The organism is Radiobacillus deserti, from assembly GCF_007301515.1.
Lineage (GTDB): Bacteria > Bacillota > Bacilli > Bacillales > Amphibacillaceae > Radiobacillus > Radiobacillus deserti.
Map to the genome: position 1 here is coordinate 22,285 of NZ_CP041666.1, position 26,062 is coordinate 48,346.

General features: G+C 40.3%; 18 protein-coding genes, 1 tRNA gene, 3 rRNA genes, 1 other RNA gene and 1 pseudogene. 16 read left to right on the plus strand and 8 right to left on the minus strand.

Features of this window, described 5'->3' with window-relative positions; translation table 11 throughout:
* Positions 1-105 precede the first annotated feature (105 nt).
* A tRNA-Arg gene (locus FN924_RS00105) sits at positions 106-178 on the plus strand.
* A 705-nt stretch (positions 179-883) separates the two neighbouring features.
* The gene (locus tag FN924_RS00110; RefSeq protein ID WP_143891538.1) at positions 884-2,587 is read left to right on the plus strand and encodes a methyl-accepting chemotaxis protein; all 1,704 of its coding nucleotides are present in this window, start codon (positions 884-886) and stop codon (positions 2,585-2,587) included.
* A gap of 969 nt (positions 2,588-3,556) precedes the next feature.
* Here the strand turns inward: FN924_RS00110 and FN924_RS00120 are convergent.
* The 4 genes from FN924_RS00120 to FN924_RS00135 form a co-directional block, all read right to left on the minus strand.
* On the minus strand, positions 3,557-4,810 hold the full coding sequence (locus tag FN924_RS00120; RefSeq protein ID WP_143891540.1) for a Ger(x)C family spore germination protein: 1,254 nt from the start codon (positions 4,808-4,810) through the stop codon (positions 3,557-3,559).
* A complete protein-coding gene (locus tag FN924_RS00125) occupies positions 4,807-5,895 on the minus strand; it encodes a GerAB/ArcD/ProY family transporter (protein ID WP_143891541.1) in 1,089 nt (362 codons plus the stop codon). The genes FN924_RS00120 and FN924_RS00125 overlap by 4 nt, the downstream gene beginning before the upstream one ends.
* A 1-nt stretch (position 5,896) precedes the next feature.
* Positions 5,897-7,405, minus strand: a complete 1,509-nt coding sequence (locus FN924_RS00130; protein ID WP_228409520.1) for a spore germination protein — start codon at positions 7,403-7,405, stop codon at positions 5,897-5,899.
* Between the two features lie 138 nt (positions 7,406-7,543).
* Complete coding sequence (locus FN924_RS00135; protein WP_143891542.1) at positions 7,544-8,077, minus strand: YceI family protein; 534 nt, start codon at positions 8,075-8,077, stop codon at positions 7,544-7,546.
* Positions 8,078-8,465: 388 nt separating this feature from the next.
* Between FN924_RS00135 and acsA the strand changes: the two genes are divergently transcribed.
* Positions 8,466-10,181, plus strand: coding sequence for an acetate--CoA ligase (gene acsA, locus FN924_RS00140; RefSeq protein ID WP_143891543.1), 1,716 nt, complete (start codon positions 8,466-8,468; stop codon positions 10,179-10,181).
* 32 nt (positions 10,182-10,213) lie between these two features.
* On the opposite strand, the pseudogene hmpA reads toward acsA, so the two are convergent.
* A pseudogene (gene hmpA / locus FN924_RS00145) lies at positions 10,214-11,457 on the minus strand (NO-inducible flavohemoprotein).
* Positions 11,458-11,626: 169 nt separating this feature from the next.
* Between hmpA and FN924_RS00150 the strand changes: the two are divergent.
* Both FN924_RS00150 and FN924_RS00155 read left to right on the plus strand, forming a co-directional pair.
* The gene (locus FN924_RS00150; protein ID WP_143891544.1) at positions 11,627-12,064 is read left to right on the plus strand and encodes an RrF2 family transcriptional regulator; all 438 of its coding nucleotides are present in this window, start codon (positions 11,627-11,629) and stop codon (positions 12,062-12,064) included.
* Positions 12,065-12,129: 65 nt separating this feature from the next.
* Positions 12,130-12,498, plus strand: a complete 369-nt coding sequence (locus FN924_RS00155) for a protein YmzB (RefSeq protein WP_143891545.1) — start codon at positions 12,130-12,132, stop codon at positions 12,496-12,498.
* Positions 12,499-12,554: 56 nt separating this feature from the next.
* On the opposite strand, the gene FN924_RS00160 is transcribed toward FN924_RS00155, so the two are convergent.
* The 3 genes from FN924_RS00160 to FN924_RS00170 all read right to left on the minus strand — a co-directional run bounded on the left by FN924_RS00160 (position 12,555) and on the right by FN924_RS00170 (position 15,799).
* On the minus strand, positions 12,555-13,145 hold the full coding sequence (locus FN924_RS00160; protein WP_323368632.1) for a DUF421 domain-containing protein: 591 nt from the start codon (positions 13,143-13,145) through the stop codon (positions 12,555-12,557).
* Positions 13,146-13,255: 110 nt separating this feature from the next.
* Entirely contained in the window at positions 13,256-14,317 is a 1,062-nt protein-coding gene (locus FN924_RS00165) for an LCP family protein (RefSeq protein ID WP_143891547.1), read from the minus strand.
* Positions 14,318-14,509: 192 nt separating this feature from the next.
* Positions 14,510-15,799 carry a glycoside hydrolase family 18 protein gene (locus tag FN924_RS00170; protein ID WP_143891548.1) on the minus strand — a complete coding sequence of 430 codons (1,290 nt, stop codon included), beginning with the start codon at positions 15,797-15,799 and terminating at the stop codon, positions 14,510-14,512.
* Between the two features lie 153 nt (positions 15,800-15,952).
* Between FN924_RS00170 and tadA the strand changes: the two genes are divergently transcribed.
* From tadA to FN924_RS00225, 11 genes are all read left to right on the plus strand, one after another.
* Complete coding sequence (gene tadA / locus FN924_RS00175) at positions 15,953-16,414, plus strand: tRNA adenosine(34) deaminase TadA (RefSeq protein WP_143891549.1); 462 nt, start codon at positions 15,953-15,955, stop codon at positions 16,412-16,414.
* A gap of 114 nt (positions 16,415-16,528) precedes the next feature.
* Positions 16,529-16,794: signal recognition particle sRNA large type (ffs, locus tag FN924_RS00180), an RNA gene on the plus strand.
* 200 nt (positions 16,795-16,994) lie between these two features.
* Positions 16,995-18,689, plus strand: coding sequence for a DNA polymerase III subunit gamma/tau (gene dnaX / locus FN924_RS00185; protein ID WP_143891550.1), 1,695 nt, complete (start codon positions 16,995-16,997; stop codon positions 18,687-18,689).
* Positions 18,690-18,704: 15 nt separating this feature from the next.
* Positions 18,705-19,028: a YbaB/EbfC family nucleoid-associated protein gene (locus FN924_RS00190; RefSeq protein ID WP_143891551.1), complete on the plus strand. Its 324-nt coding sequence runs from the start codon at positions 18,705-18,707 to the stop codon at positions 19,026-19,028.
* A 15-nt stretch (positions 19,029-19,043) separates the two neighbouring features.
* Positions 19,044-19,640 (plus strand): recombination mediator RecR, encoded by a 597-nt coding sequence (gene recR, locus FN924_RS00195; RefSeq protein ID WP_143891552.1) that lies wholly within the window; start codon positions 19,044-19,046, stop codon positions 19,638-19,640.
* 23 nt (positions 19,641-19,663) lie between these two features.
* The gene (locus FN924_RS00200) at positions 19,664-19,876 is read left to right on the plus strand and encodes a YaaL family protein (protein WP_143891553.1); all 213 of its coding nucleotides are present in this window, start codon (positions 19,664-19,666) and stop codon (positions 19,874-19,876) included.
* Between the two features lie 83 nt (positions 19,877-19,959).
* Positions 19,960-20,223, plus strand: coding sequence for a pro-sigmaK processing inhibitor BofA family protein (locus FN924_RS00205; protein ID WP_143891554.1), 264 nt, complete (start codon positions 19,960-19,962; stop codon positions 20,221-20,223).
* 305 nt (positions 20,224-20,528) lie between these two features.
* Positions 20,529-22,091, plus strand: a 16S ribosomal RNA gene (locus FN924_RS00210).
* A gap of 346 nt (positions 22,092-22,437) precedes the next feature.
* Positions 22,438-25,346: ribosomal RNA gene (locus tag FN924_RS00215) — 23S ribosomal RNA — on the plus strand.
* Between the two features lie 112 nt (positions 25,347-25,458).
* Positions 25,459-25,574 (plus strand): 5S ribosomal RNA (gene rrf, locus FN924_RS00220).
* Together the 16S, 23S and 5S rRNA genes form the textbook arrangement of a ribosomal RNA operon.
* Before the next feature lie 204 nt (positions 25,575-25,778).
* Complete coding sequence (locus FN924_RS00225) at positions 25,779-25,964, plus strand: sigma factor G inhibitor Gin (RefSeq protein ID WP_143891555.1); 186 nt, start codon at positions 25,779-25,781, stop codon at positions 25,962-25,964.
* Positions 25,965-26,062 lie beyond the last annotated feature (98 nt).

Consider the following 26,062-nt stretch of genomic DNA (forward strand, 5'->3'; position numbering starts at 1 on the left):
ATATCCTACGGATAGAATTCTTAAGTAAAAAGGATTTACAAATTATGCATATGCATCAGTTGCATTCAAGGGCCATTTTTGTATAATAGGAAGTGCTTGAAAATAGGCCCTATAGCTCAGGGGATAGAGCGTTGGTTTCCTAAACCATGCGTCGCAGGTTCGAATCCTGCTAGGGCCATAAATGGTAAATCAATAGTGGCAAGGTGGTTGTTTTTTCCCCTTGCTTTTTTGTTTATTCATTCCGTTGATTCTAATAGGCAATAGGCGTTTAATGATATAAGTTTTTAAAAGGAGAGATGTAAATGATGGATTTTAGAAAGAGGGGAAAGAGGTACAGTTTCATTATTATTTCTTTATTTATAGGATGGAGTTTATATGACTTTTTTGGTGGAGAGGTTAAAGTTTTTTTATTTACATTCTCTGTTGTCATCATTTTTTCCGTAATAGAATTATTCCTGTTTATGAGAAGAAAATTAAGTTAAGCGTTTATGAACTAGAAAGCAAAATAGTAATGGACTTCTAGAAAAAAGTGGAAAAAGAAAAAATGAGTCTCATAGCCATGCGTCGCAGATTCGAATCCTGATAGGGTTATAAAGGTTATAACAATAAGTAGCAAGGGGTTGCAGCTAAGGCATCCTCTTGCCCTTTTTTATGTAAATTCAACATGTAGTTAAAAATCCCGCTTATCTTTTTCTGAATAACTTTTTAAAAAGACTTCTTAAATATACATTAGAAACCGATAATGATAATAGGATAAAAATTTGTTGAAATTTGTCAAAGTACACCGTAAAAATAAATACCATATGAGTCAAAAAATAAGGACTTTGTATTAGGTATTTTTACATATATAAATATACATCTTGTGATGACTTGGGGGATTATCATGTTGAAAAAGCTACGCTTTAAAAACTTAACTATCGGATGGAAGTATGGTCTTATTTTATCTATTGTCTTTATATTATTTGGAATTTCAACTTTTATTGTGACAAACTTAGTTGGCAATATTGGTGATAATGTTGAAGCTCTAGAACGAAGAGGAGATAGAGCAATTAAGATAACGGAGATGGGTTCATTAACGAGATCCAAAAGTATTCGTGTAATGGAGTATTCTATAAATCAGAGAGAATCTATCATAGAAGAATATAAAATTCGTCAAGAAAACTTTAATAAGCTAGAAGCTGATGTAAGAAGTAAGATGGATTCACAGGAAGAGTTAAAACTGTTTGATCAAATTGTCGAGAATGATAAAGCTTTGAATGATTTGTTTTTAGAAAAAATTGTTCCAACAATAAATGCCGGAGAAAATGTAGATTCATTGATTCTTGATGCTAGTAATTTAAGGTCTGCAACTGTGGAGATCCTTGCAGAATTACGAGAAGTAGTAAATGAGCAACGTGAAACGGCAATTACAAATACTAAGAATAGTCAAGAGTTAACCTTTGTAATTCTTATTGTTTCTATGGTGGCATCTGTAATACTAGGAGCAATATTCATTATATTAGTGAGTCGTGTCATTTCTAAGAACCTAAAAGAAGTTGTTTCTGTGAGTAACAAAATTGCGGATGGAGATCTTACTGTTGAACCAATAACGTATGACGGTAAAGATGAGATTGGCACATTGGCAAGGTCCATTAATACGATGAGTGATAGTTTGAGGAAAGTAATCCATTCTGTTGCTGAAGTTTCAGAAACGGTAAGTAGCCAAAGCGAAGAGCTTACTCAGTCTGCTACTGAAGTAAAATCTGGTACGGAACAAATTGCAGTGACTATGCAAGAGCTTGCATCTGGATCTGAGACGCAAGCAAATAGCGCAAGTGATCTTTCTTCAACAATGGGTGAATTTGTTACTCAAGTAGTTGAGGCAAATAATAATGGTGAAAAGGTTCAGGACGCATCTAATAACGTATTGGTATTAACAGATGAAGGTAGTAGCCTAATGGAAAATTCCATTCAACAAATGACGACGATTGATCAAATCGTAAAAGACTCTGTTATAAAGGTGAAGGGTCTAGATACCCAATCACAAGAGATATCTAAATTAGTATCCGTTATTCAAGATGTTGCGGAACAGACCAACCTATTAGCATTAAATGCTGCAATTGAAGCTGCAAGAGCAGGAGAACATGGGAAAGGATTTGCTGTTGTTGCAGATGAAGTAAGAAAGTTAGCTGAACAAGTATCTGAATCTGTAACGGATATTACTGAAATTGTGAGGAATATTCAATCAGAGTCCACTTTTGTGACAGAAGCGCTAGAAAGTGGGTATAGAGAAGTAGAGAAAGGCACAGATCAGGTAAAAACTACAGGCAATACCTTCAATCAGATTAGTACGGCTGTTAAAGGGATGGTTTCAAATATTAATACAATTACAAATAATTTATCAACCATATCAGCCGGTAGCCAAGAAATGAATGCAACCATTGAAGAAATTGCCTCCATCTCGGAAGAGTCTGCTGCTGGTGTAGAACAAACAGCCGCTTCTGCCCAACAGGCAAGTAGTTCAATGGAAGATGTCTCTCTAAGCTCAGAGCAACTAGCGAAATTAGCTGAAGAATTAAATAGTCTAATAAGGCAGTTTAAAATTTAACAAAATGGAATATAAGAAAGGGAGCCATCTGGCTCCCTTTCTTTGTATATTATAATGTGAGATTTTAGCAATTTCGACATTGCGTAGGATACCCAGGATCTACTACTTCATTTCTTACGACAGGTCTTACGATGTGTCGTGGAATATTAACAATGTGATTTCGATTTACATGGACGACAGGATGAATATAAGGTACCACTCTTGGCGTATACCGATTATGAACAACATATTTTGGTGGGCATACAATCGGTTTCATTGGTCTAGACAAAGAAATTCACCTCCACATATTGTCTTTAATTCATTACATGTATCTTTTTGGTTTTTTGAAACGGCAGGTCTCCTAGTTTTTCTATGAAGAGTATTTAAATTTTGTGAAATTGACATATAGATTTTTAATTCGATATTATACAACAATAAATTGTGTCGATACTATATAAAAGTGCAAACAGAGATTGGCAATGCGTTAGTCTTTTGGAAGAAGGAACTTAAAGGAAGGAGATATCTTCTTCTACATAAGCGCTATCCATACTAGCTGAGGTCTACAGCAACTTGTATCTAGGCTTCGAATTTACTAGAAAAAGGTATGTAACCAAACTTTAGGACATGCCTTTTCTTATAGGTTCTATATTATGGATGTTTTCTTAAATTATCTCATCAGCGAGTATTTTGGTGGTTGTATTATAAAAGGACATATCTGTTTTCACCTGTTATATTTATTTCAAGACGTTCCCAGGGAATGGCTAATCTACAAATTCATTTATCGTTTTCTTTTATCATAGAAATTTCTTCATTTGCATCATTAATATAATTTCATAATAAAGAAAGGGGTAACAACTGCCATAAGGGAAAGAAGGAGTAGTACAACTTGCCCTGGCCGATTTCCCTCCTTCTTCACCCTCTTGGAATAAGAAAAACAATGAAAAGCTACATATAGGGAAACACCAAATAAAACTATATTAGCAACCATACTTAATCCCTCGTTTCATCTAAATCTGTATCACTCATTATTTTTCCAAACTCTATCATATTCAGTTGGAAATCCACATGGATTTCTGCATCTGGGTATATCTTTTTATTCCAGTCTGCTTCTTCATACTCTGGAATAGAAAGAAAGTACTTTCTTACATAAAGAGACCAATAAAACGGTTCTGCACCGTAGTCTTCTTGTGTTTTTTTTATCAATTTTTGCGCTTTTTCTTCTAAATTGTTTGAAATGGATTTGCGCAGTATTTCCTGCTTTTCTTGGTCCTCTGCATAGTTTATTAAACTTGGAATGGCCAATACCTCTATAGAAAAAGGAACGGTTACATGAATCACAGTTGGTTTATTTTTGTGATATTGAACGTCAATTTTAGGATCACGCCGTTGAACATAACTAGCAGAAATATCATACTCCTTTGCAAGAGGATCGTCATAGGTGGATGCCAAATCTTGCATGTTAAGGGTAACGTCAAACACATTAGCTAATCTGGTTTCTTGTCCATCAAGAGTATCAATCATAATCCCTTCCTTGAAAACTGCGGATCCCATAAATTCAACAGGATTTTGACCATCTACAGGTATTTGACCAGCTATAAATTCATCCTCTTTCCCTTCCTCCTTAATGTCTTCCTTTTTTTTCTCTGCTGTTGCATATATTGCTAAAAATAAATCAGCATCCCCTTCTGTTATTTGAAAGAAGCGGTGGATATCTGAATTAGGAATAATCCCCGTTTCATGTGCTCGATTTAACATAAATTGATAATATTTATGTGGTCTTGTTTCCAATGTGGGGTTATTGCTTTTAATAAATGTTTCTGCTTTTTCCTTAGACACTACGAGTTGCACACCAGGTCTTATTTGTGTAGTACGAGTGGTCGATTGCATAAAACGTAATAAGTCTCCGGATTTAGCAAGTTCTTCTGAAACAACAATAACTTTGGAATGATCTAATGTTATCTCCTTTGTGACGGTTGAATTCGCAGTGTTGGCCGCTGTTATAAGGTCATTGGCAGTGACCGAGACAATTTCATCAGCTTCTTCTTTGCTTCCTCCTCCCGTTATCATGGAACCTACTTCTGGATTTGCAATTTGAAATGTAAATTTAAATTTTTTATCCTCGGCTTTATCTACTCCAACCGCGATGACGTAAGATTGCTGTTCTAACTCTCTTTTATCGTAACAGCCTGTCAATAAAACAATCACAACTAGGAAAAGGAACCATAAAAGAATTAGTTTTTTCATTTCTTTTCATTCCTCCTAAAAAGGGACACTAGCCAAAGAATAAGGGGTAAACCTATAAGTACAGGTGTTGTGTAATTGAGTAAATTATTTCGAACCATTAGTTCATTAAACAATTCATTATCTGGAATAATTCCCAGAGCAACTACAAAGAATGCAATTGGTAAAATAAGTGGTTCAAATTCCTTAATATTGAACACGACACCAAAAACCCAAGAAGTGAAATAAAGAAACATAATAAACCGAATAAAGGCAGCCATGAGCCAAAATACCATAAAAAAAGTCTCTACATTTGTTAAATATTCTCCGAGATTGACGTACTGCGTGACCTCATAAAAAGGAAAGGCTACATTTGCAATAGATTTGTAATCAAATAAGGTAGCGTACAAACTATAAAAGAATATAATTTCTACCACTACAAAGCCAGAGCCAATAACTGTCCCTCGAAAGAAGTCTTTTTTAGACTTTAGGGATGAGAAGGCCATAGTCAATAGATAAATATCAAAGAATAGGGAGGATTTTAAGACACCTTGTGTAAGAACTTCGTCTAAACCAGTTCCAAATATAGGAAATATCCGCATCCATATTCCCTTTCCTATCACGAGGACGGCGAGTAACGCAGCTGAAAATTTGATGTAAGGGATGACAATCCATGCTGTAGAACCAATGGTTTCGAACCCTCGCTTAGCTCCCAAGAAACAAGTTAGCATAAAGACAACAAATACAATAATGGATGGTGAGTTTGGAAAATAGAGAAGGTTAATTTGTTCTACATAATTCCTACTATCAACAGTCATAAGCATGAAGCTTATCAGAAATAAAATACAACCAGTAACTTTCCCAATTTTCTTTCCTAAAATTTTTTCAATTAAATCGATAGAGTTTTCAGCATTATATTTATTAAGAAGATGGAGTAGAATCGCGAGCGAAGGAAGCACAATTAGAAAAGAAACTAAAGGGATTAGCCATAATGCATTGTGCACCTTGTCCGCTAATAAAGCAGGAGTCGTATCAGCAATCTTTAAGCCGACCATTAAAATAATCATGGCGGCAAATTCCTTTGTAGTTAGTCGACCTACCTGCTTCATACTAATCCCTTCCTTCCTGTTTCTTCTTCATATCTTGTGGCTCTAATTGGCCTGGTCTATATTTTTCGTTCTTTAAGAGCTTTCTAAAGATTGTATCTTCTGAAGACTGGTAGTTAGGGGACATTGGTGCTAAGAAAGATACTCCAAACGATTTTATAGAGACTAAATACATAATCCAAAGTAAAAAAGCTGCAGTTAAAGAGAAAATGCCAAAAAAGGATGCAGCAAGCATAAAAAGGTATCTCGATATACGAACGGTATAATTCATGTCAATATTGGCAACCGCAAAGGACGATAGTCCAGAAAGTGCAACGATTATGACAACAATTGGACTCACAATGTTTGCTTGTACAGCTGCTTGACCGAGAATTAGTGCCCCAACTATCCCGATAGTAGGTCCTAACGGGCTAGGAATTCGTATTCCTGCTTCCCGTATTAACTCAAAGGCTGCTTCCATGATTAATACTTCTATAACTAATGGGAAGGGAACCCTTTCCCGTGCACTAGTTATAGCAAGTAATAAATCTGGTGGTATCATTTCACTGTGATAATTTGTAATCGCTATGTAGAAGGCTGATACAAACATAGCTGTGAAAAACGCCAACAGCCGAACCAACCTAGAAAAATTTCCGAACATAAAACTTAAATAGCGGTCTTCAGGAGAATGAATAAACGACCAAAAGGTAGCCGGTAAAATAAGACAGGACGAACTATTGTCCATCAAGATCACGAAAAAACCATCTTCTATATAGGCAGCTGCTCTGTCCGGCCGTTCTGTATAAAGAAGGGACGGGAAAATGGAATACGGCCTTTCTTCTATATGTTGTTCTAAAAGTTCAACATTACGGACATTATCGGTGTTAATAGCCTTTAATCTCTTTCTTATATTTTGGAGGGTTTCTTTGTTTATAACATCACCTATATATAAAAGAGTCACTTGCTGTTTAGACCGTTCCCCTACTTCAATTCCTTCTGCAATAAGTTGTTTATCATGAAATCTTTTTCGAATCAGTGATAGATTTACATTTGCAGATTCTGTAAATGCTTCTTTCGGCCCTTTGATTACACCTTCATTTTCTGCCTTCCCAATGGATCTATGCTGAAAATTCGATACATCAATGCCATAGGCCACATTACTCTGTTCTACGATTAGGACAGCCTTTCCACTATTAATATTTTCTGTAACGGACTCAAAGTCTTCTAAACACTTCATCTGTTCTAATGTAATGACTGATTCCAGTTTTTGTCCGTCCTGCTCAAGTAAAGGACGAATAATCCCTTGATCAATTTTTGTAGAGTCGACAATAGACCCATAAAAAAAGAGGGTTACCTTTTTCTGAAGTCCTTTTGCAGTAATTTCTCTAAAAGTAAAGTCGCGATTCACTCCATAAGAAAAAAGCTGCTTGATGTGATCAGTATTTTGTAGGTAGTCTTGGTACAATTTGGTCGATTGTTTTTGTCCAGCCTGTTGCACTGATTTAGACCTTCGTACAACTCTATTCCGAATCACATCATCACCTCACACACGCATTTTGTCTTAGATAGTGTGTCAAGAATTTCTAAATTTATGAATGAGTAGCTCAAATTTCTCCTAACAAAAAAGAACCCTTGCGATTGCAAGAGTTCTCAATTCTTTCTAATTATGCTTCTATGCTTCTGGAGTTGCTTCAAGCTCGATACTAATTTTAATTTCGTCCCCGATTAATACGCCGCCAGTTTCTAAAGCAGCGTTATACGTTATGCCATAGTCACTACGGTTAATTTTACCTTCTGCGCTGAAACCGAATACTTGATTTCCCCAAGGATCTTGCCCTTGTCCTTCAAAAGTAACTTTGAAAGTTTCAGATTTTGTTGTACCGGCGATGCTTAAATCGCCAGTTAATTCATATTCATCTTCCCCAGTTTTTTTCACATTCGTAGATTTGAAAATCATTTTCGGGTGATTTTCTGGGTCAAAGAAATCTGCGGAGCGTAAGTGCTCATCACGTTGTTCGTTGCGAGTGTCCACACTTTTAATGTCTACTTTCACTTCAATATCTGCAGTAGTTAAGTCTGTCGGATCTGCTACGATGCTTGCCTCAAAGTCGTGAAACGTTCCTTTTACTTTGGAAACCATCATATGTTTTACGGAGAAGTCAATACTTGAGTGCGACGGGTCTACTTTAAATTTTGTTTGTGCCATTTTATTCCCTCCAAAATTAATTTATGTTTTGTAAGTTAGTTACTTTCTGTAAGTAAGTATATAGTAGGTAGTCTAAAAAGGTCAAGAAAATTATTTTGAAACTAGGATATTTTTAATATATTGATTAAAAAGTACTAATTTTAATACGTATTACCTATCAATTGCTGTCTAAATTTTAAATCTAGTTTCCACAAATAAAGGGATTGTAAACATTTGTGAAGAATTATTTAAGTATTATGACTTTTAATATAATCTGTTTTATTTTAAAATAGGAATGAATTAGGAAAATCCTAAAAGAATGCAAGTTTACAGCTAGAGACTCATAAGATTTAAAAGGTGTTCACATTTTTTTGAAACCGTTTGCAAATTTTTATGATGAGGTGATTTGATGGATATGCAACCAATTGCAGCAAGACCAGGAAACCATAATCTAGCGAACTATGAAGAAAAAAGAGCTTCCTTTGACTGGGAAGAAGTAAAAAAGAATTTTAGCTGGTACGAAACCGGAAAAGTGAATGTGGCGTATGAAACCATTGATCGCCATGCAGAAAATCCAGATAAAAAGAATCAACCAGCACTCATTTACTCCGCTCCGGATCGAGAAGAAGTATTAACGTTTGATCAATTAAAAAAAGCGAGTAATCAATTTGCGAATGTGCTGAAGGATCACGGTATAGAAAAAGGGGATCGTGTCTTTCTATTTATGCCAAGGAGCCCAGAATTTTATGCTAGTTTTTTTGGGATTTTAAAAGTGGGAGCTATTGCCGGACCATTATTTGAGGCATTTATGGAACAAGCGGTTCGAGATCGATTAGAAGATAGTGAAGCGACAATGCTTATTACGACACCTGACTTGTTGTATCGGGTTCCAGAGAATGAGTTACCGAATCTTAAGAAGATAGTACTCGTAGGGGATTCTGAAAAAATTTCCGAGAGATATATAAATTATTATAAAGAAACGGAGCAAGCTTCTGAGGAATTTGATATAGAATGGGTAGATTTAGAGGATGGAATGCTACTTCATTATACATCTGGATCTACTGGAAAACCTAAAGGGGTTTACCATGTGCATAATGCGATGATTCAGCATTATGCAACGGGAGACTGGGTAATTGATTTAAAAGAAGATGATATTTATTGGTGTACGGCTGATCCAGGCTGGGTAACTGGTACGAGTTATGGAATTTTTGCACCATGGCTGCATGGCGTGACCAATGTCATTCGCGGTGGTCGTTTCACACCGGAATCTTGGTATGGCACGATTGACAAACACAATGTAACAGTTTGGTATTCTGCACCAACGGCTTTTCGTAAGCTTGTAAGTTCCGGAGTGGATGTTATTAAGCAATTTGACCTAAGCTCATTACGTCATGTTATGAGTGTTGGAGAGCCGCTTAATCCTGAAGTGATTACGTGGGGAATGAAAGCTCTTAACTTAAGGATTCACGATACATGGTGGATGACGGAAACGGGTGGAATGTTAATTGTAAATTATCCGTCGATGGATATTCGTCCTGGTTCTATGGGAAAACCAATTCCCGGTGTAGAAGCGGCAATTGTCGATGATCAAGGGAATGAGCTGCCACCAAACCAAATGGGGAACCTAGCGATTAAACAAGGCTGGCCATCCATGATGCGTGCGATTTGGAAAAACCCAGGTAAATATGAAAGCTACTTCATCAATGGTTGGTATGTTTCAGGGGATAGTGCCTATATGGATGAAGACGGCTATTTCTGGTTCCAAGGCAGATTAGATGATGTTATTAATACGTCGGGAGAACGCGTTGGTCCATTTGAAGTCGAAAGTAAATTAATAGAACATCCTGCGGTTGCTGAAGCAGGGGTTATCGGAAAGCCTGATCCAGAGCGTGGAGAAATTATTAAAGCATTCATTACGTTGAATGATGGCTATGAAGCGAATGATGAGTTATTAGAAGATATCCGTGTATTTGTAAAAACGGGATTAAGTGCACACGCAGCTCCGAGAGAAATCGAAGTAAAAGACACGATTCCGAAAACACGAAGCGGAAAAATAATGCGCCGCTTGCTGAAGTCATGGGAGTTAGGATTACCGACAGGAGACACTTCTACGTTAGAAGAATAATAGGGTAAAGAGCTTCCAAACGGAAGCTCTTTTTATGCAATATCGCCTTTAGGCCCGAAGAATTCAAAACGTCGATTTTCTTCTGGAATACCAAGGTCTTTAAGAGATTGGTTAATTGCCTTCATAAAAGGCTCTGGCCCACAGAAATAATAAACAGCATCCGATTGGCTGGAGATAACGGATTGAAGCCATGGTAAATCAATATATCCTTCTTTAGCAAATGTAGAAAGCCCACGATCCTCTTCACTAGGGTTTTCATAGACGGTATGAACAGCAAGGTTTGAATTCTCCTGCTGCAGTTGAGCTACTAATTCTTTAAACGCATGAACTCGACCAGAACGTGCTGCATGAATAAATGTCACGGGACGGTTAGGCTGAGTTTTTAAAGATGTTTCTAACATACTCATCATAGGGGGGTCAGTCCTACACCACCACTAATTAAAATAAGTGGATGATTCCCTTCATCTAAAATAAAGTCTCCAGCTGGTGCTGTGATAGGGAGAGTATCTCCAACGTTCACTTGTTCATGTAAGAAATTAGAGACAATTCCATCAGGTGTTTCTTGCTCCAGTCCAGCCTCTTTTTTGACACTAATGCGATAATAATCATTATTAGAACGATAAGAGAGACTGTATTGACGAAGATGAGTAAATTCAAGCTCTTCTGATTCTATCTTCACCGTTATATATTGGCCAGCTTGATACGATGCAATTGGTTTTCCATCCGTCGGTTTTAAGTAAAAGGATGTTATTTCATCACTTTCTTTAACTTTTTTAAATACTTGGAAGGTACGGAAGCCTTCCCAACCGCCGTGTTGATTGGCCGCTTCACGATACATCTCTGCTTCAACTTGAATAAACGTATCTGCGATTACCCCATAGGCTTCGCCCCATGCTTCTATAATCTCATCTGTTGCAGCATCCCCCAACACATCTTTAATAGCTTTTAAAAGATTCTCACCGACGATAGGGTAATGTTCAGGCTTGATGTTTAAGCTTCGATGCTTATGAGCTATTTGTTTAACAACAGGAACAATGACTTCAAGCTGGTCAATGTATTTAGCCGCAGCATAAACAGCGCCCGCTAATGCTTTAGACTGTTTCCCCATTCTTTGATTCGTTTGATTAAAAATATTTTTTAATTCCGGATGATTTTCAAATAGCATTTCATAGAAACGGGAAGTAATCGCCTGACCGTGTTGTTCTAATACAGGCACCGTTGATTTCACTATGTCGATTGTGTGTTGATCTAAATCTTTCTTTACTTGTTGTGACATACGAACACTCCTTGTATTTTAAACATGTATTTTTTATACATGTTTATTGTATAACGTAAAAAAAGGTAAATACAACCGGAATTTCCTAATAATTGTGTCAATCTTGTTAAGTTACTTTTTCTTGAAAAATGGAGAGTAAAGACTGAAAATAGAAGAAAGAGGTGACACGATGAAATTAAAGAAATATACCGATTATGCGTTACGAGTGTTGATATATACAGCTTCCAAGGAAGATAACCAGCTAGCGAGTATAACCGAAGTTTCAGAGACCTTTTCCATATCAAAGGAGCATATTAGAAAGATTGTTCATCAGTTGACGAAGCTTGGCTTATTAGAAACCATCCGAGGTAGAGGAGGCGGAATCAAATTAGCGAAGCCCCCCGAAGACATTAATATTGGCAGGATTGTAAGGATATTGGAACAGGATTTTGTCTTATTGGAATGCTTTGATAAAGACATGAATGAATGTGTCATTACTCCTTCTTGCAAGCTGAAGCATGCATTAAATAAAGCATTGGCCGCTTTTTTCTCTGTGTTAGATGAATACACATTGGACCAATTAGTTGCCAATAAAGATGAGCTCCGATTGCTTATGGATCTGAAATAAGAATAAACGATCCCTGACCTTTGCATAATAGAAGTACATTCTATTTATGAGTGGAGGTAATTTGGGTGAATCAAAGCCTAAAGGATATTGAAAATTGGTTAGCGGAATTGAAAGGACAGTCTGTGCTTATTCACAAGGGAGAGCTAGCTACTGGGAGCGATGAGAAAATAATTGATATGGATCGTGTAAATATGCAATTAGATGACATTACGGTTAGAGGAGCAGAACAACACGATATTGACGGCTATGTGGAAGGACAAGAGTTAATCCTCCGAGGGGAAGGGACGATTCGTGGTAGGGCGTATGAGTCGGATGTAGAATTACCGTTAGGTGTTTATGAGATACCATTTGGCTCGGAATTTATGGCGTTTCGAGATGAAGATGGTTTAAAGATTGAAACGGAAAAAGCCTTGTATAAAATCCGAGTCCATTAGTACTAAGAAATCCCTGATTATTTAAATCAGGGATTTCTTATGTCTGTATATAAAGATTATTGCAAATAGGATGGATGTTTTTCGCTATGACTTTGATTAATTTCCTTGAAAAGGTCATCTTTATTTGAGTTAGAAGTGTTGTTTTGTTGCTGTTGAATGAGTGGACCAATCAATTTTTTAAATTCTCCGACGGTTAACGGCCGAGCATCTTCTTTTAATTCATACCCGAGTTGTCCATTAGGTTCGATTGTTCCTGTCTTTACATTTTTAATATTTGCGATTCCTTGTTGTCGAAGAAACATTTCTAATTGATCTACTGTTAATCGGTGTTTTTTTAGTTCTTGAGGTAATAGCTCCCCGTTCTGAATCACAATTCTCGATTTTCCTGTAATGATCTTTTCTACTTTATTTGATTTCAACTGAATCCATTCTAATGCAATTAAAGATAGAACAAAAATCCCCGTCACGACTGTAGTTCTTAATACACTTGCCTCAATAATAGGCTGAATGATGACAGAACCAACGGAAATCATGATGACAGTCTGAGCTAGTGTCATTTGAGAAATTGATTTTCTCCCTGCAATTCGCAGGAAAAATATACCGACTAGAACCATGAGGAAAGAATTGAAGATAAATGTCCAGGTCACGTCCATTCCTCCTTACCAACTTTGATACATGTATTATTTGCAGTTCTTGCTGAATTACTCAGAAACTTAATCAAAAAACCACCTTCAAAGGTGGTTTTCGTAAGTAGTGCTTATTCTGTTTCCGTAGTAGCATCTGATTCTGTACCTGGTTCACTAACTGGTAAATCTAAAGCTTGCTTGATTTTGATGGATGTCTCTTTTAGGCCAACTTCATCGGGAATGAAATAATACAGGTCATTAATACGTTGATTCTGTCCAGGGATTTCTATCGTTTGGATTTTAGATGAACTCATCGAAGAGTAAGCTTTTTGTAACGCATAAATTTCGGAAGGTTCTAGGCTTGTTTGCACATTCTCTCCTAGTATGTCCGTTATTTCGCCTATTTTAAAGATCGTTCCGGCAGAAACGGCCTCATCAATAGCGGCTGAAATAAATTGGCGTTGTCTTTCGTCCCTAGGATAAATCGCATTTACATCTCTTTTACGCATGCGAACAAATGCAAGAGCTTCTGTCCCATTTAGATGTGCTTCCCCTTTAGCAAAATTGATTGGTTGATTATTGTTATAAATATCTTTTTCCCAGAATGGTTCTTTGATATCAATGGTTACCCCACCTAGCGCATCTACAATATCTCGGAAGCCTTCGAAATCAACAGCGATATAATGATCGATCGGAACGTCTAGTAATTCTTCGACCTTTTCCACAGCTAATTTGTTTCCACCATAACCGGTAATGGAACCAAATGCATAGGAAGCAAGAATTTTGTTAGTTCCAGCATATTTAGAGGTAACTTCTTCTTCTGTCAGTTCAATCATTGTGTCTCTCGGAACCGATGTCATGGTCATTTGATTAGAATCAGGATTAAGCGTCACAACAATTTGTGTGTCTGCTCGTCCATCTTTCCCGTCTGTGGAATAGTTTTCTATGCCAAGTAAGAGAATGGAGATAGGGTCTTTTCCTATAGTAACGGCTTTTTCCCGTAGTTCTGATTTATTTCCTTTACGGTCCAATTCCTTATGCGAGTCTTTTGCGGCATCGTATGCTTGATAAAATATATAACCTCCGAATGCAAGAACTAGAATTAAAGTAAAAAGGAAAGTTAAAAGTATGGCTTTTTTTAATTTCCGTTTCTTTTGTTGCTTTCTAACTTTTGTGCGTTTGTTTTGTTCCAAAACAATCCAACTCTCCTATATAATGAATAAAAGTTATTTTTTGTTATAAAACAGTCTCTTTTACATATTTTACAGGAGAATAAAAAAAAATACATTCCATTTATATGAAAAAAGGAAAAAAGTCCTATGTCAAAAGTCGTATAAATAAGTCGAATGGTATCAGAAAAGGGAGACAATTTTGTCTCCCTTTTCTTAATCTTGTTTTTCAATGTCAAACATTGCGTTAAGAATTTGCCAATTTTGTGGGAATGCCAGCCCTAGTTTCCAATAACTGATACCACGTAAACCAAGCTCCCGAATGAGGTTAAATTTAGTTAGAATGGAACGGGCATCTTCAAACCATACTTCGTGTTGTTTCCCTTCTGCATCGTAATAGTTAAAAAAGGGTGCTTGTGCTTCCTCGTCATAGGAAATGGCTACATTTTCTTGTAAGGCGAGTTGAATGGCTTGTTGAGGACTAAGTGCTTTTGCATATTCGCCACCCGCCACAAAAGGTAACGTCCAATCATATCCGTACAAGTTTTGCCCGAGCATAATTTTATTGGCAGGCATCTCCGTTAAGGCATACTCTACCACTTCACGAACAGGTCCAATCGGAGAAACAGCTTGAGCCGGACCACCACTATATCCCCATTCATACGTCATTAATACAACAAAGTCAGCAATTTCTCCATGAGCTGCATAGTCATGTGCTTCATACCAAGCCCCTTCTTGCGTGGCACTTGTTTTAGGGGCTAAAGCAGTAGACATTAATAATCCAGCAGCAGAAAGTCGATTTTTTGCTTTTCTTAAAAATTGATTATAATCTTCTCGATTAGCAGGTGGTAAATATTCAAAATCAAAGTGAACGTCCCCGAACCCAACGGCTTGAGCGGTAGAGATAATATTATCAAGTAGAGTATCTTGGACCGTCGCATTTGTCACGATTAATTGTCCAAGCTCATCACTAAATTCACCATCTTCTAGATTCGTCACAACCATCATAAGAGCTACGTTATTTTGCTCGGCAATCGCTTTAAAGTTATCTAACGGAGGAGCGATTAGACTCCCATCACGACTAACTCGATAACTAAATGGAGCTAAATACGTTAAATATGGAGCGTTTTTCTCAGCTGTATTAATTAGCGCATCGGAAACAGTTCCCCCAAGTGGCTCTATATAAGCATTGACCTCTATGCTTCGCTGTTCAGGCTGTGGAATATATATTCTTGTCCCTACCTCTAAAGGTTGATCAACGGGAATGTTATTGATTCGAGCAAGTTCTCTGTAATCAATGCCAAATCGCTGCCCAATGCTGTATAAGGTATCACCTGAACGTACTTCATAAAACTCCCCAATAATGGGAATGTACAAGGCTTGCCCAACAACAAGTGGGTCGGCTTGATTTAACTCATTAGCGGCGGCAATTGCGTCTACCGTAGTGCCGTAGCGTCTTGCTATATTATAGAGCGTATCTCCTGGACTCACGACATGGATTTGCACCTTCTATTCCTCCCCTTTCCTTTCTTCTCATTTGTTAGCCTATGAAATGGGGAGGATTTTGGTTCTTTCTTTTGACATTTAGTTTTTTCGAAATTGGAGGTCACATCATTTTTTGGTAGACTAAATGCATATTAATAGTAGAAGAGTGATAAAATGAACGATACGTATTATATGCAGCTAGCATTAAAGGAAGCGAGGAAGGCAGCCGAAATAGGGGAAGCACCGATTGGGGCTGTGATTGTGCATAAGGATAATGTCATTGCCAAAGCATACAACTTCCGTGAAGTAGAGCAAATAACGGCATCTCACGCGGAAATGATTGCGATTGAAAAGGCTAATCGAGAGGTTGGGAGCTGGAGGCTAGAGGAATGTACCCTATATATTACATTGGAGCCTTGCCCGATGTGTGCCGGTACTATTGTACAAGCACGGATACCTCGTGTAGTGTTTGGGGCATATGACCCAAAAGCTGGGTGTGCAGGATCCATTATAAATTTGTTACAACAGCCGCAATTTAATCATCAAGCGGAAGTAGTCGGTGGAGTTCTTCAAAAAGATTGCGGGGATATCCTTCGTTCCTTTTTTAAAGGAATACGGGAAAGAAAAAAGAATTAGTTAGAATCCTTACAGGAAATATTTACAGGATGAGAGCCATTGCATTTTTCTATAAAACTAGATATACTTGTACATGCGCTATACGAAGCGCCTTAAAAATTGGTAGCAACTTTGCCGTGCTAGGTGGGGAGGTAGCGGTGCCCTGTACTCGCAATCCGCTATAGCGAGACTGAATTCCCATCCGAGGTAGTTCGGCTTTAAGGTCTGCCTTAAGGGATTGATGTTGACACCCGGGTCCTGCGCAACAGGAACCCGTGAATCCTGTCAGGTCCGGAAGGAAGCAGCAGTAAGCGGTGCTTTCTGTGTGCCGCAGGGAAGCCTGGGTCGAGTCATGAACTTAAGTAACGCTTAGGGCTGTTCTATCGAAGATGGGTGCACGGTTTTATACATATAATAGAAATCGAAACCTCTTATTCCGCGTGAATATAGAGGTTTTTATATTTTATAGCAAAAATATAACTTTCTCTACATATTACCAAGTGAATGACTATTGCAATTCTTAAGAGTGGAAGGTTCCCTTTCTACAAGTATTTCAGGTATAATGACAGTAATGTAATTACATTAGGTTAGGAGAACACAAATGACTTACCAAGCACTGTATCGTGTATGGCGACCGAGAAGCTTTGTCGATGTCGTTGGACAATCCCATATCACCAGAACGTTACAAAATGCTATCGTACAAGAAAAATTTACGCACGCTTATCTGTTTTCTGGTCCACGTGGTACAGGGAAGACAAGTGCTGCTAAGATTTTTGCGAAAACGATAAACTGTGAACGTTCTCCCGTCAAAGAACCTTGTAATGAGTGTGATGCCTGTCGAGGTATTCAAGATGGGTCGATTTCTGATGTGATTGAAATCGACGCTGCTTCTAATAACGGAGTAGAACAAATTCGAGATATTCGGGATAAAGTTAAATATGCACCGAGTGCCGTTCCGTATAAAGTTTATATTATAGATGAAGTCCATATGCTATCTATAGGAGCTTTTAATGCCTTATTAAAAACGTTAGAAGAGCCGCCTAAGCATGTCATTTTTATTTTGGCCACTACAGAGCCGCACAAAATTCCGTTAACCATTATTTCAAGGTGTCAACGATTTGACTTTAAACGTATTACACAACATTCTATAGTGGACAGAATGCAACAAATTATAGAAGCAGAAGGAATTACGGTAAGTCGAGAAGCTTTAGAAGCAGTTGCTATTTCTGCAGAAGGTGGAATGCGTGATGCGCTTAGTCTTCTGGACCAAGCCATTTCATATAGTGAGAATGAGGTTACGATAGAGGATGTTCTTGCTGTAACCGGTGCGGTTTCACAAAATGCTATTTTGCAAATTATTTCGAGCATATATGAAAAGGAAATTCAACAAGCGCTTCAATTAGTGGATCATTTCATTCAAGAAGGAAAAGATCCAGGGCGATTTGTGTTCGACTTGATTTATTACTTGCGTGATTTACTTTTATACCAGAGTGCGCAAGGTTTAGGAGAAATCCTGGAGCGTGCTGTTTTAAATGATACCTTTAAGGAGCTTGCCGAAAGGATAAACCCTACTTGGATTCAAGAGGCTATTTCCTATTTAAATGAATGTCAGCAAGAAATGAAATGGACAAATAGTCCAAAGGTCTTTATTGAAATTGCTATTTTAAAAATGGCAGATATTCAAGCGGGTGAAACGGATTCGGTCTTTGATCATGAGGTCATACAGCGGTTGGAGCAAAAAATCATTCATTTAGAAAAAGAATTAAATAATCTAAAAGAAAATCCTCCACAAGGTAGTAGTCAGCCTTCAGCACCTGCACCTAAACGAAATCAATCGAGAGCAACGAAGAATAGCTATAAAGTACCTTACGAGCGAATACGTCAAGTGCTAAGCGAGGCATCAAAAACGGATTTGAAAGCGGTCCAAGAAAACTGGGCACGATTTATGGATGTATTAAAAAAACAAAATGCACCTGCCCATGCAACTATTTTGAATAGTAAACCGAGAGCTGCTTCGGATAAAGCTTTAGTAGTTGCCTTTCGGTATGAGATTCATTGTTCACTTGCTTTGGACCATAAACAAACGATAGAATCTTTAATAGCGGACACTGTTGGGAAGGAGTTAGCACTCATCCCGATTCCGGAAGCGGATTGGCAAGAAATTCGAGAAGACTTTGTGAAGAAACAACGTCAACAAGAAGCAGGAGAAAACGGGGACTTGGTTGAAGAAGATCCAGTCGTAACGGAAGCAAGAAAGCTTTTTGGAGACGATTTATTAGAAATTCATGATCAATAAAAAGGAGGGGTTTCCATGCGTGGTGGTGGAAATATGAATAAAATGATGAAGCAGATGCAAAAAATGCAAAAGGATATGATGAAAGCTCAAGAAGAGCTTCAAGAAATGACTTTTGAAGCAACTGCTGGCGGTGGAATGGTAAAAGTTATTGCCAATGGTAAAAAAGAAATCGTAGATATAGAAATTAATGAAGAGGTAGTAGATCCTGATGATGTGGAAATGCTACAAGATTTGATTATTTCAGCAACGAATGAAGTGTTAAAACAAGTAGATGATAAAACAAACGATACAATGGGACAATTTACGAAGGGGTTAAATTTACCTGGAGGAATGTTCTAGGAGGGATGGTTTTGTATGTATTATCCTGAACCGATATCTAAGCTGATAGACAGCTTTACAAAACTGCCAGGAATCGGACCGAAAACTGCGGTTCGTCTGGCTTTTTTTGTTTTAAATATGAAAGAAGATGATGTGTTAGACTTTGCAAAAGCGTTAGTGAATGCTAAGCGGGAGCTAACTCACTGTTCTATCTGTGGACATATTACCGATGAGGATCCCTGTGCCATTTGCCAAGATGACTCACGAGATAGTTCTTTAATTTGTGTGGTCCAAGACCCGAAAGATGTTATTGCAATGGAAAAGATGAAGGAATTTCGAGGAAAGTATCATGTGCTTCACGGTGCAATTTCTCCGATGGATGGAATTGGTCCAGAGGATATTAATGTCCCTTCTTTATTAAACCGATTAAAGGATGAAGAGGTAAAAGAATTAATTTTGGCCACAAATCCAAATATAGAAGGAGAGGCAACAGCAATGTATATTTCTAGATTAGTGCGCCCCTCCGGTATTAAAACAACTCGTATTGCACATGGTTTACCGATGGGTGGAGATTTGGAATATGCAGATGAGGTAACGTTATCCAAAGCTTTAGAAGGAAGACGTGAACTGTAATTTCCTTATGGAAGGTGATCCACATGTTTGGAAAAAAGATAAAGCGAAAAGACATAGACGAGCAACTATTGAATAGAACCTATCAATTAAAAGATGAATGGATGAGCTTGAAATCGATTATAGAAAAAAGTGTGGAGCCGAGCGAGCAAGGACTAATCGATCTTGCTATTGCAGAAGCGAAGTACTTCTATCTATTGAAAGAAGCAAGACACAGACAAATAAGTGCGCGGATGTAATTTTATGATAGAAAGAAGTTCTTTTTCCTCTATTGCCCACATACATTGAAATAGTAAAGGACAAGTCTAAAGGGGGAAAAGAATTGGATGCTACAGTAGTCATTATAGGTGTCGTTGCATTAATTGCGATTCTCTTAATAGTCGGTGCACCATTAAAACCAATGCGGTTCTTAGCAAAAGGTACAGTAAAGCTAGTTATAGGGGTTTTGTTTTTATTCTTTTTCAATGTTTTTGGTGCATCCCTTGGCTTACATGTACCGATAAACATTTTTACAGCTGTGGTGGCAGGCTTTTTAGGAATACCAGGATTAGCTTCTTTAACAGCTGTTCATATCTTTATTTTATAAGGGCCGGCGGGCTCTGTTTTTTTGCCCGATACAGGAAAAAATTGGAGTGTATAATACCGTTGACTATGTAGTGTAAACTTGTTATATTAATAGACGTCGCTTCGACAACATCTGATAAATGACGGTTGGAGTGGTGGAAATTCAAATAAAAAAGTTGTTGACTTATAAACGATATCTTGTTATGATATAAAAGTTGTCGCTGAAACAACAACGAAATAATTTTGATCCTTGAAAACTGAACAAAACAACCAGTATGTTAAGTAAGATTTTAGCTAGCTTTATTATTGAGTAAAGAACTCAAAACTCTATTGGAGAGTTTGATCTTGGCTCAGGACGAACGCTGGCGGCGTGCCTAATACATGCAAGTCGAGCGCGGGAAGCTATCTGACCCCTTCGGGGTGACGATAGTGGAACGAGCGGCGGACGGGTGAGTAACACGTGGGTAACCTGCCTATGAGACTGGGATAACTCCGGGAAACCGGGGCTAATACCGGATAACACTTTTTCCTGCATGGGAGAAAGTTGAAAGGCGGCTTTTGCTGTCCCTTATAGATGGACCCGCGGCGCATTAGCTAGTTGGTAGGGTAACGGCCTACCAAGGCAACGATGCGTAGCCGACCTGAGAGGGTGATCGGCCACACTGGGACTGAGACACGGCCCAGACTCCTACGGGAGGCAGCAGTAGGGAATCTTCCGCAATGGACGAAAGTCTGACGGAGCAACGCCGCGTGAACGATGAAGGTTTTCGGATCGTAAAGTTCTGTTGTTAGGGAAGAACACGTACAAGAGTAACTGCTTGTACCTTGACGGTACCTAACGAGAAAGCCCCGGCTAACTACGTGCCAGCAGCCGCGGTAATACGTAGGGGGCAAGCGTTGTCCGGAATTATTGGGCGTAAAGCGCGCGCAGGCGGTTTCTTAAGTCTGATGTGAAAGCCCACGGCTTAACCGTGGAGGGTCATTGGAAACTGGGGAACTTGAGTGCAGAAGAGGAGAGTGGAATTCCACGTGTAGCGGTGAAATGCGTAGAGATGTGGAGGAACACCAGTGGCGAAGGCGACTCTCTGGTCTGTAACTGACGCTGAGGCGCGAAAGCGTGGGGAGCGAACAGGATTAGATACCCTGGTAGTCCACGCCGTAAACGATGAGTGCTAGGTGTTAGGGGGTTTCCGCCCCTTAGTGCTGAAGTTAACGCATTAAGCACTCCGCCTGGGGAGTACGGCCGCAAGGCTGAAACTCAAAAGAATTGACGGGGGCCCGCACAAGCGGTGGAGCATGTGGTTTAATTCGAAGCAACGCGAAGAACCTTACCAGGTCTTGACATCCTCTGACAACCCTAGAGATAGGGCGTTCCCTTCGGGGACAGAGTGACAGGTGGTGCATGGTTGTCGTCAGCTCGTGTCGTGAGATGTTGGGTTAAGTCCCGCAACGAGCGCAACCCTTGATCTTAGTTGCCAGCATTTAGTTGGGCACTCTAAGGTGACTGCCGGTGACAAACCGGAGGAAGGTGGGGATGACGTCAAATCATCATGCCCCTTATGACCTGGGCTACACACGTGCTACAATGGATGGTACAAAGGGCAGCGAAGCCGCGAGGTGAAGCAAATCCCATAAAACCATTCTCAGTTCGGATTGTAGGCTGCAACTCGCCTACATGAAGCCGGAATCGCTAGTAATCGCGGATCAGCATGCCGCGGTGAATACGTTCCCGGGCCTTGTACACACCGCCCGTCACACCACGAGAGTTGGCAACACCCGAAGTCGGTGAGGTAACCTTTTAGGAGCCAGCCGCCGAAGGTGGGGCCAATGATTGGGGTGAAGTCGTAACAAGGTAGCCGTATCGGAAGGTGCGGCTGGATCACCTCCTTTCTAAGGAAAGATAACGGAAGCCAGCTCTTCGGAGCTGGTCAGAGAGACATACTTGGTTGTTTGGTTCAGTTTTGAGGGATTAAAACCCTTCAATGAACTTCTGTTAAAACCGTCACGTCCTGTGACAACACAGAAGTCACCACGTCATGTGGAAGTTGTACCTTGAAAACTAGATAAGAGTATTAGGAAGTGAAGGCGACTGCTCAGCAGCGTACGGATAGGAAAGCTCGCGTAGAGTCTTCGTAGAAGACTTGTAGAGAGATTGCCTATACGCTAGCTGTTAGGAGCCGGAACTAGACTAAACAAGACATCAATTTTAGTAAAGACCACGTCTTTTCACAGAATTAGTTAAGTGAAGAAGGGCGCACGGTGGATGCCTTGGCACTAGGAGCCGAAGAAGGACGGGACGAACACCGATATGTCTCGGGGAGCCGTACGTAGGCGTTGATCCGGGAATTTCCGAATGGGGAAACCCACTGCTCGTAATGGAGTAGTACCTATATCTGAATCCATAGGATATAGGAGGCAGACCTGGGGAACTGAAACATCTTAGTACCCAGAGGAAGAGAAAGCAAATGCGATTTCCTGAGTAGCGGCGAGCGAAACGGAAACAGCCCAAACCAGAAAGCTTGCTTTCTGGGGTTGTAGGACACTCTATACGGAGTTACAAAGAAATAGTGTAGACGAATCGATCTGGAACGATCAGCCGAAGAAGGTAAGAGCCCTGTAATCGAAAGACTGTTTCCTCCAGAGTGGATCCTGAGTACGGCGGAACACGTGAAATTCCGTCGGAATCCGGGAGGACCATCTCCCAAGGCTAAATACTCCCTAGTGACCGATAGTGAACCAGTACCGTGAGGGAAAGGTGAAAAGCACCCCGGGAGGGGAGTGAAAGAGAACCTGAAACCGTGTGCCTACAAGTAGTCGGAGCCCATTAACGGGTGACGGCGTACCTTTTGTAGAATGGACCGGCGAGTTACGATCTCTTGCAAGGTTAAGTCGTATAGACGGAGCCGCAGCGAAAGCGAGTCTGAATAGGGCGTTGTAGTAAGGGGTCGTAGACCCGAAACCGTGTGATCTACCCATGTCCAGGGTGAAGGTCAGGTAACACTGACTGGAGGCCCGAACCCACGCACGTTGAAAAGTGCGGGGATGAGGTGTGGGTAGGGGTGAAATGCCAATCGAACACGGAGATAGCTGGTTCTCTCCGAAATAGCTTTAGGGCTAGCCTCAAGAAATGAGTACTGGAGGTAGAGCACTGATTGGACTAGGGGCCCTCATCGGGTTACCGAATTCAGTCAAACTCCGAATGCCAGCTACTTTATCTTGGGAGTCAGACTATGGGTGATAAGGTTCATAGTCGAAAGGGAAACAGCCCAGACCACCAGCTAAGGTCCCCAAGTATACGTTAAGTGGAAAAGGATGTGGAGTTGCTTAGACAACCAGGATGTTGGCTTAGAAGCAGCCACCATTTAAAGAGTGCGTAATAGCTCACTGGTCGAGTGACTCTGCGCCGAAAATGTACCGGGGCTAAACGTATCACCGAAGCTGTGGATTGTTCTTACGAACAATGGTAGGAGAGCGTTCTAAGTGCAGCGAAGTCAGACCGTAAGGACTGGTGGAGCGCTTAGAAGTGAGAATGCCGGTATGAGTAGCGAAAAAGAAGTGAGAATCTTCTTCACCGAATGCCTAAGGTTTCCTGAGGAAGGCTCGTCCGCTCAGGGTTAGTCAGGACCTAAGCCGAGGCCGAAAGGCGTAGGCGATGGACAACAGGTTGATATTCCTGTACCACCTCCTTTCCGTTTGAACGACGGGGGGACGCAGTAGGATAGGGAAAGCGCGCCGCTGGATGAGCGCGTCCAAGCAGTGAGTGAGTCAGATAGGCAAATCCGTCTGGCAATCACAAGCTGTGATGGGGAGGGAAATATAGTACCGAAGTTCCTGATTTCACACTGCCAAGAAAAGCCTCTAGTGAGGAAAGAGGTGCCTGTACCGCAAACCGACACAGGTAGGCGAGGAGAGAATCCTAAGGTGATCGGGAGAACTCTCGTTAAGGAACTCGGCAAAATGACCCCGTAACTTCGGGAGAAGGGTGCTTCTTGCTGAGAAGCCGCAGTGAAAAGGCCCAAGCGACTGTTTAGCAAAAACACAGGGCTCTCGAAGCCGAAAGGCGAATATAGGGGCTGACAACCTGCCCGGTGCTGGAGGTTAAGGGGATGCGTTAGCTTCGGCGAAGCGTTGAACCGAAGCCCCAGTAAACGGCGGCCGTAACTAAACGAACCTAAGGTAGCGAAATTCCTTGTCGGTAAGTTCCGACCCGCACGAAAGGTGCAACGACTTGGGCACTGTCTCAACGAGAGACCCGGTGAAATTATACTATGCGTGAAGATGCGCATTACCCGCGACAGACGGAAAGACCCCGTGGAGCTTTACTGTAGCCTGATATTGAATGTTGGTACAGCTTGTACAGGATAGGTGGGAGCCTGAGAAACCGGAGCGCTAGCTTCGGTGGAGGCGCTGGTGGGATACCACCCTGGCTGTACGGACCTTCTAACCCAGGACCGTGATCCGGTTCGGAGACAGTGTCAGGTGGGCAGTTTGACTGGGGCGGTCGCCTCCCAAAGAGTAACGGAGGCGCCCAAAGGTTCCCTCAGAATGGTTGGAAATCATTCGAAGAGTGTAAAGGCAGAAGGGAGCTTGACTGCGAGACCTACAAGTCGAGCAGGGACGAAAGTCGGGCTTAGTGATCCGGTGGTTCCGCATGGAAGGGCCATCGCTCAACGGATAAAAGCTACCCCGGGGATAACAGGCTTATCTCCCCAAGAGTCCACATCGACGGGGAGGTTTGGCACCTCGATGTCGGCTCATCGCATCCTGGGGCTGTAGTCGGTCCCAAGGGTTGGGCTGTTCGCCCATTAAAGCGGTACGCGAGCTGGGTTCAGAACGTCGTGAGACAGTTCGGTCCCTATCCGTCGTGGGCGTTGGAAGTTTGAGAGGAGCTGTCCTTAGTACGAGAGGACCGGGATGGACACACCGCTGGTGCACCAGTTGTTCCGCCAGGAGCATAGCTGGGTAGCTACGTGTGGAAGGGATAAGTGCTGAAAGCATCTAAGCATGAAGCCCCCCTCAAGATGAGACTTCCCATCATTTTAAATGAGTAAGATCCCTCAGAGACGATGAGGTTGATAGGTTCGAGGTGGAAGCATGGTTGACATGTGTAGCTGACGAATACTAATCGATCGAGGACTTAACTAAATTCAAAAGCAGAAGTGTCCCGTGGACACTGGAGCTGGCCGTGGCTATAGCTCGTTTGATTGTCTAACTCTTATCTAGTTTTTAGGGTATAAACTTAACTCTACATTTAAGGTCTAGTGGCAAGAGCGAAGAGGTCACACCTGTTCCCATGCCGAACACAGAAGTTAAGCTCTTCAGCGCCCATGGTAGTTGGGGCATTGCCCCTGCGAGAGTAGGACGTCGCTAGGCGAAAGAAACACCTTCTAAGATTATTTCTTAGAAGGTGTTTCTTTATTTAACGATCAATGGAACGGAAAATAAAGACAACCCAAATCGAACGTGTACAAACAAGAATAACAAGATGATTTCATAGAATGAAATATACGTATTTTTAAAGTTTAATGTATAGGTTTCGTTAGATTAGGAGAAACTAAACTAACGGAGGTGGAGAATATGAAAACCAATCCAGAAACCTGTGGTATTTGTGAACAAGAAAAGACTAAAGGAATTCATTTATATACGTTGTTTGTCTGTAGTGAGTGTGAACAAGAAATTATTCAGACAGAACCTAATGATGAAAAATACAACTACTATTTAAAAAAACTAAAAAACATAAATCGTCCCACTTTATTTTCATAGAATTTCCTACTATTGCTCTTGTCTTCGACAGGAGCTTTTTTAATACAGCTATTTAAAGAAATCTATCATACTAGTAATATAAAGGTAACAACAGAAAA

Excerpts from the sequence above, each read along its gene's own strand:
- FN924_RS00125 (WP_143891541.1), bottom strand. The coding sequence starts at position 5,895 with ATGAAGCAGGTAGGTCGACTAACTACAAAGGAATTTGCCGCCATGATT.
- FN924_RS00190 (WP_143891551.1), top strand. The coding sequence starts at position 18,705 with ATGCGTGGTGGTGGAAATATGAATAAAATGATGAAGCAGATGCAAAAA.
- dnaX (WP_143891550.1), top strand. The coding sequence starts at position 16,995 with ATGACTTACCAAGCACTGTATCGTGTATGGCGACCGAGAAGCTTTGTC.
- FN924_RS00200 (WP_143891553.1), top strand. The coding sequence starts at position 19,664 with ATGTTTGGAAAAAAGATAAAGCGAAAAGACATAGACGAGCAACTATTG.
- recR (WP_143891552.1), top strand. The coding sequence starts at position 19,044 with ATGTATTATCCTGAACCGATATCTAAGCTGATAGACAGCTTTACAAAA.
- FN924_RS00135 (WP_143891542.1), bottom strand. The coding sequence starts at position 8,077 with ATGGCACAAACAAAATTTAAAGTAGACCCGTCGCACTCAAGTATTGAC.
- FN924_RS00150 (WP_143891544.1), top strand. The coding sequence starts at position 11,627 with ATGAAATTAAAGAAATATACCGATTATGCGTTACGAGTGTTGATATAT.
- FN924_RS00120 (WP_143891540.1), bottom strand. The coding sequence starts at position 4,810 with ATGAAAAAACTAATTCTTTTATGGTTCCTTTTCCTAGTTGTGATTGTT.
- tadA (WP_143891549.1), top strand. The coding sequence starts at position 15,953 with ATGAACGATACGTATTATATGCAGCTAGCATTAAAGGAAGCGAGGAAG.
- FN924_RS00225 (WP_143891555.1), top strand. The coding sequence starts at position 25,779 with ATGAAAACCAATCCAGAAACCTGTGGTATTTGTGAACAAGAAAAGACT.
- FN924_RS00110 (WP_143891538.1), top strand. The coding sequence starts at position 884 with ATGTTGAAAAAGCTACGCTTTAAAAACTTAACTATCGGATGGAAGTAT.
- acsA (WP_143891543.1), top strand. The coding sequence starts at position 8,466 with ATGGATATGCAACCAATTGCAGCAAGACCAGGAAACCATAATCTAGCG.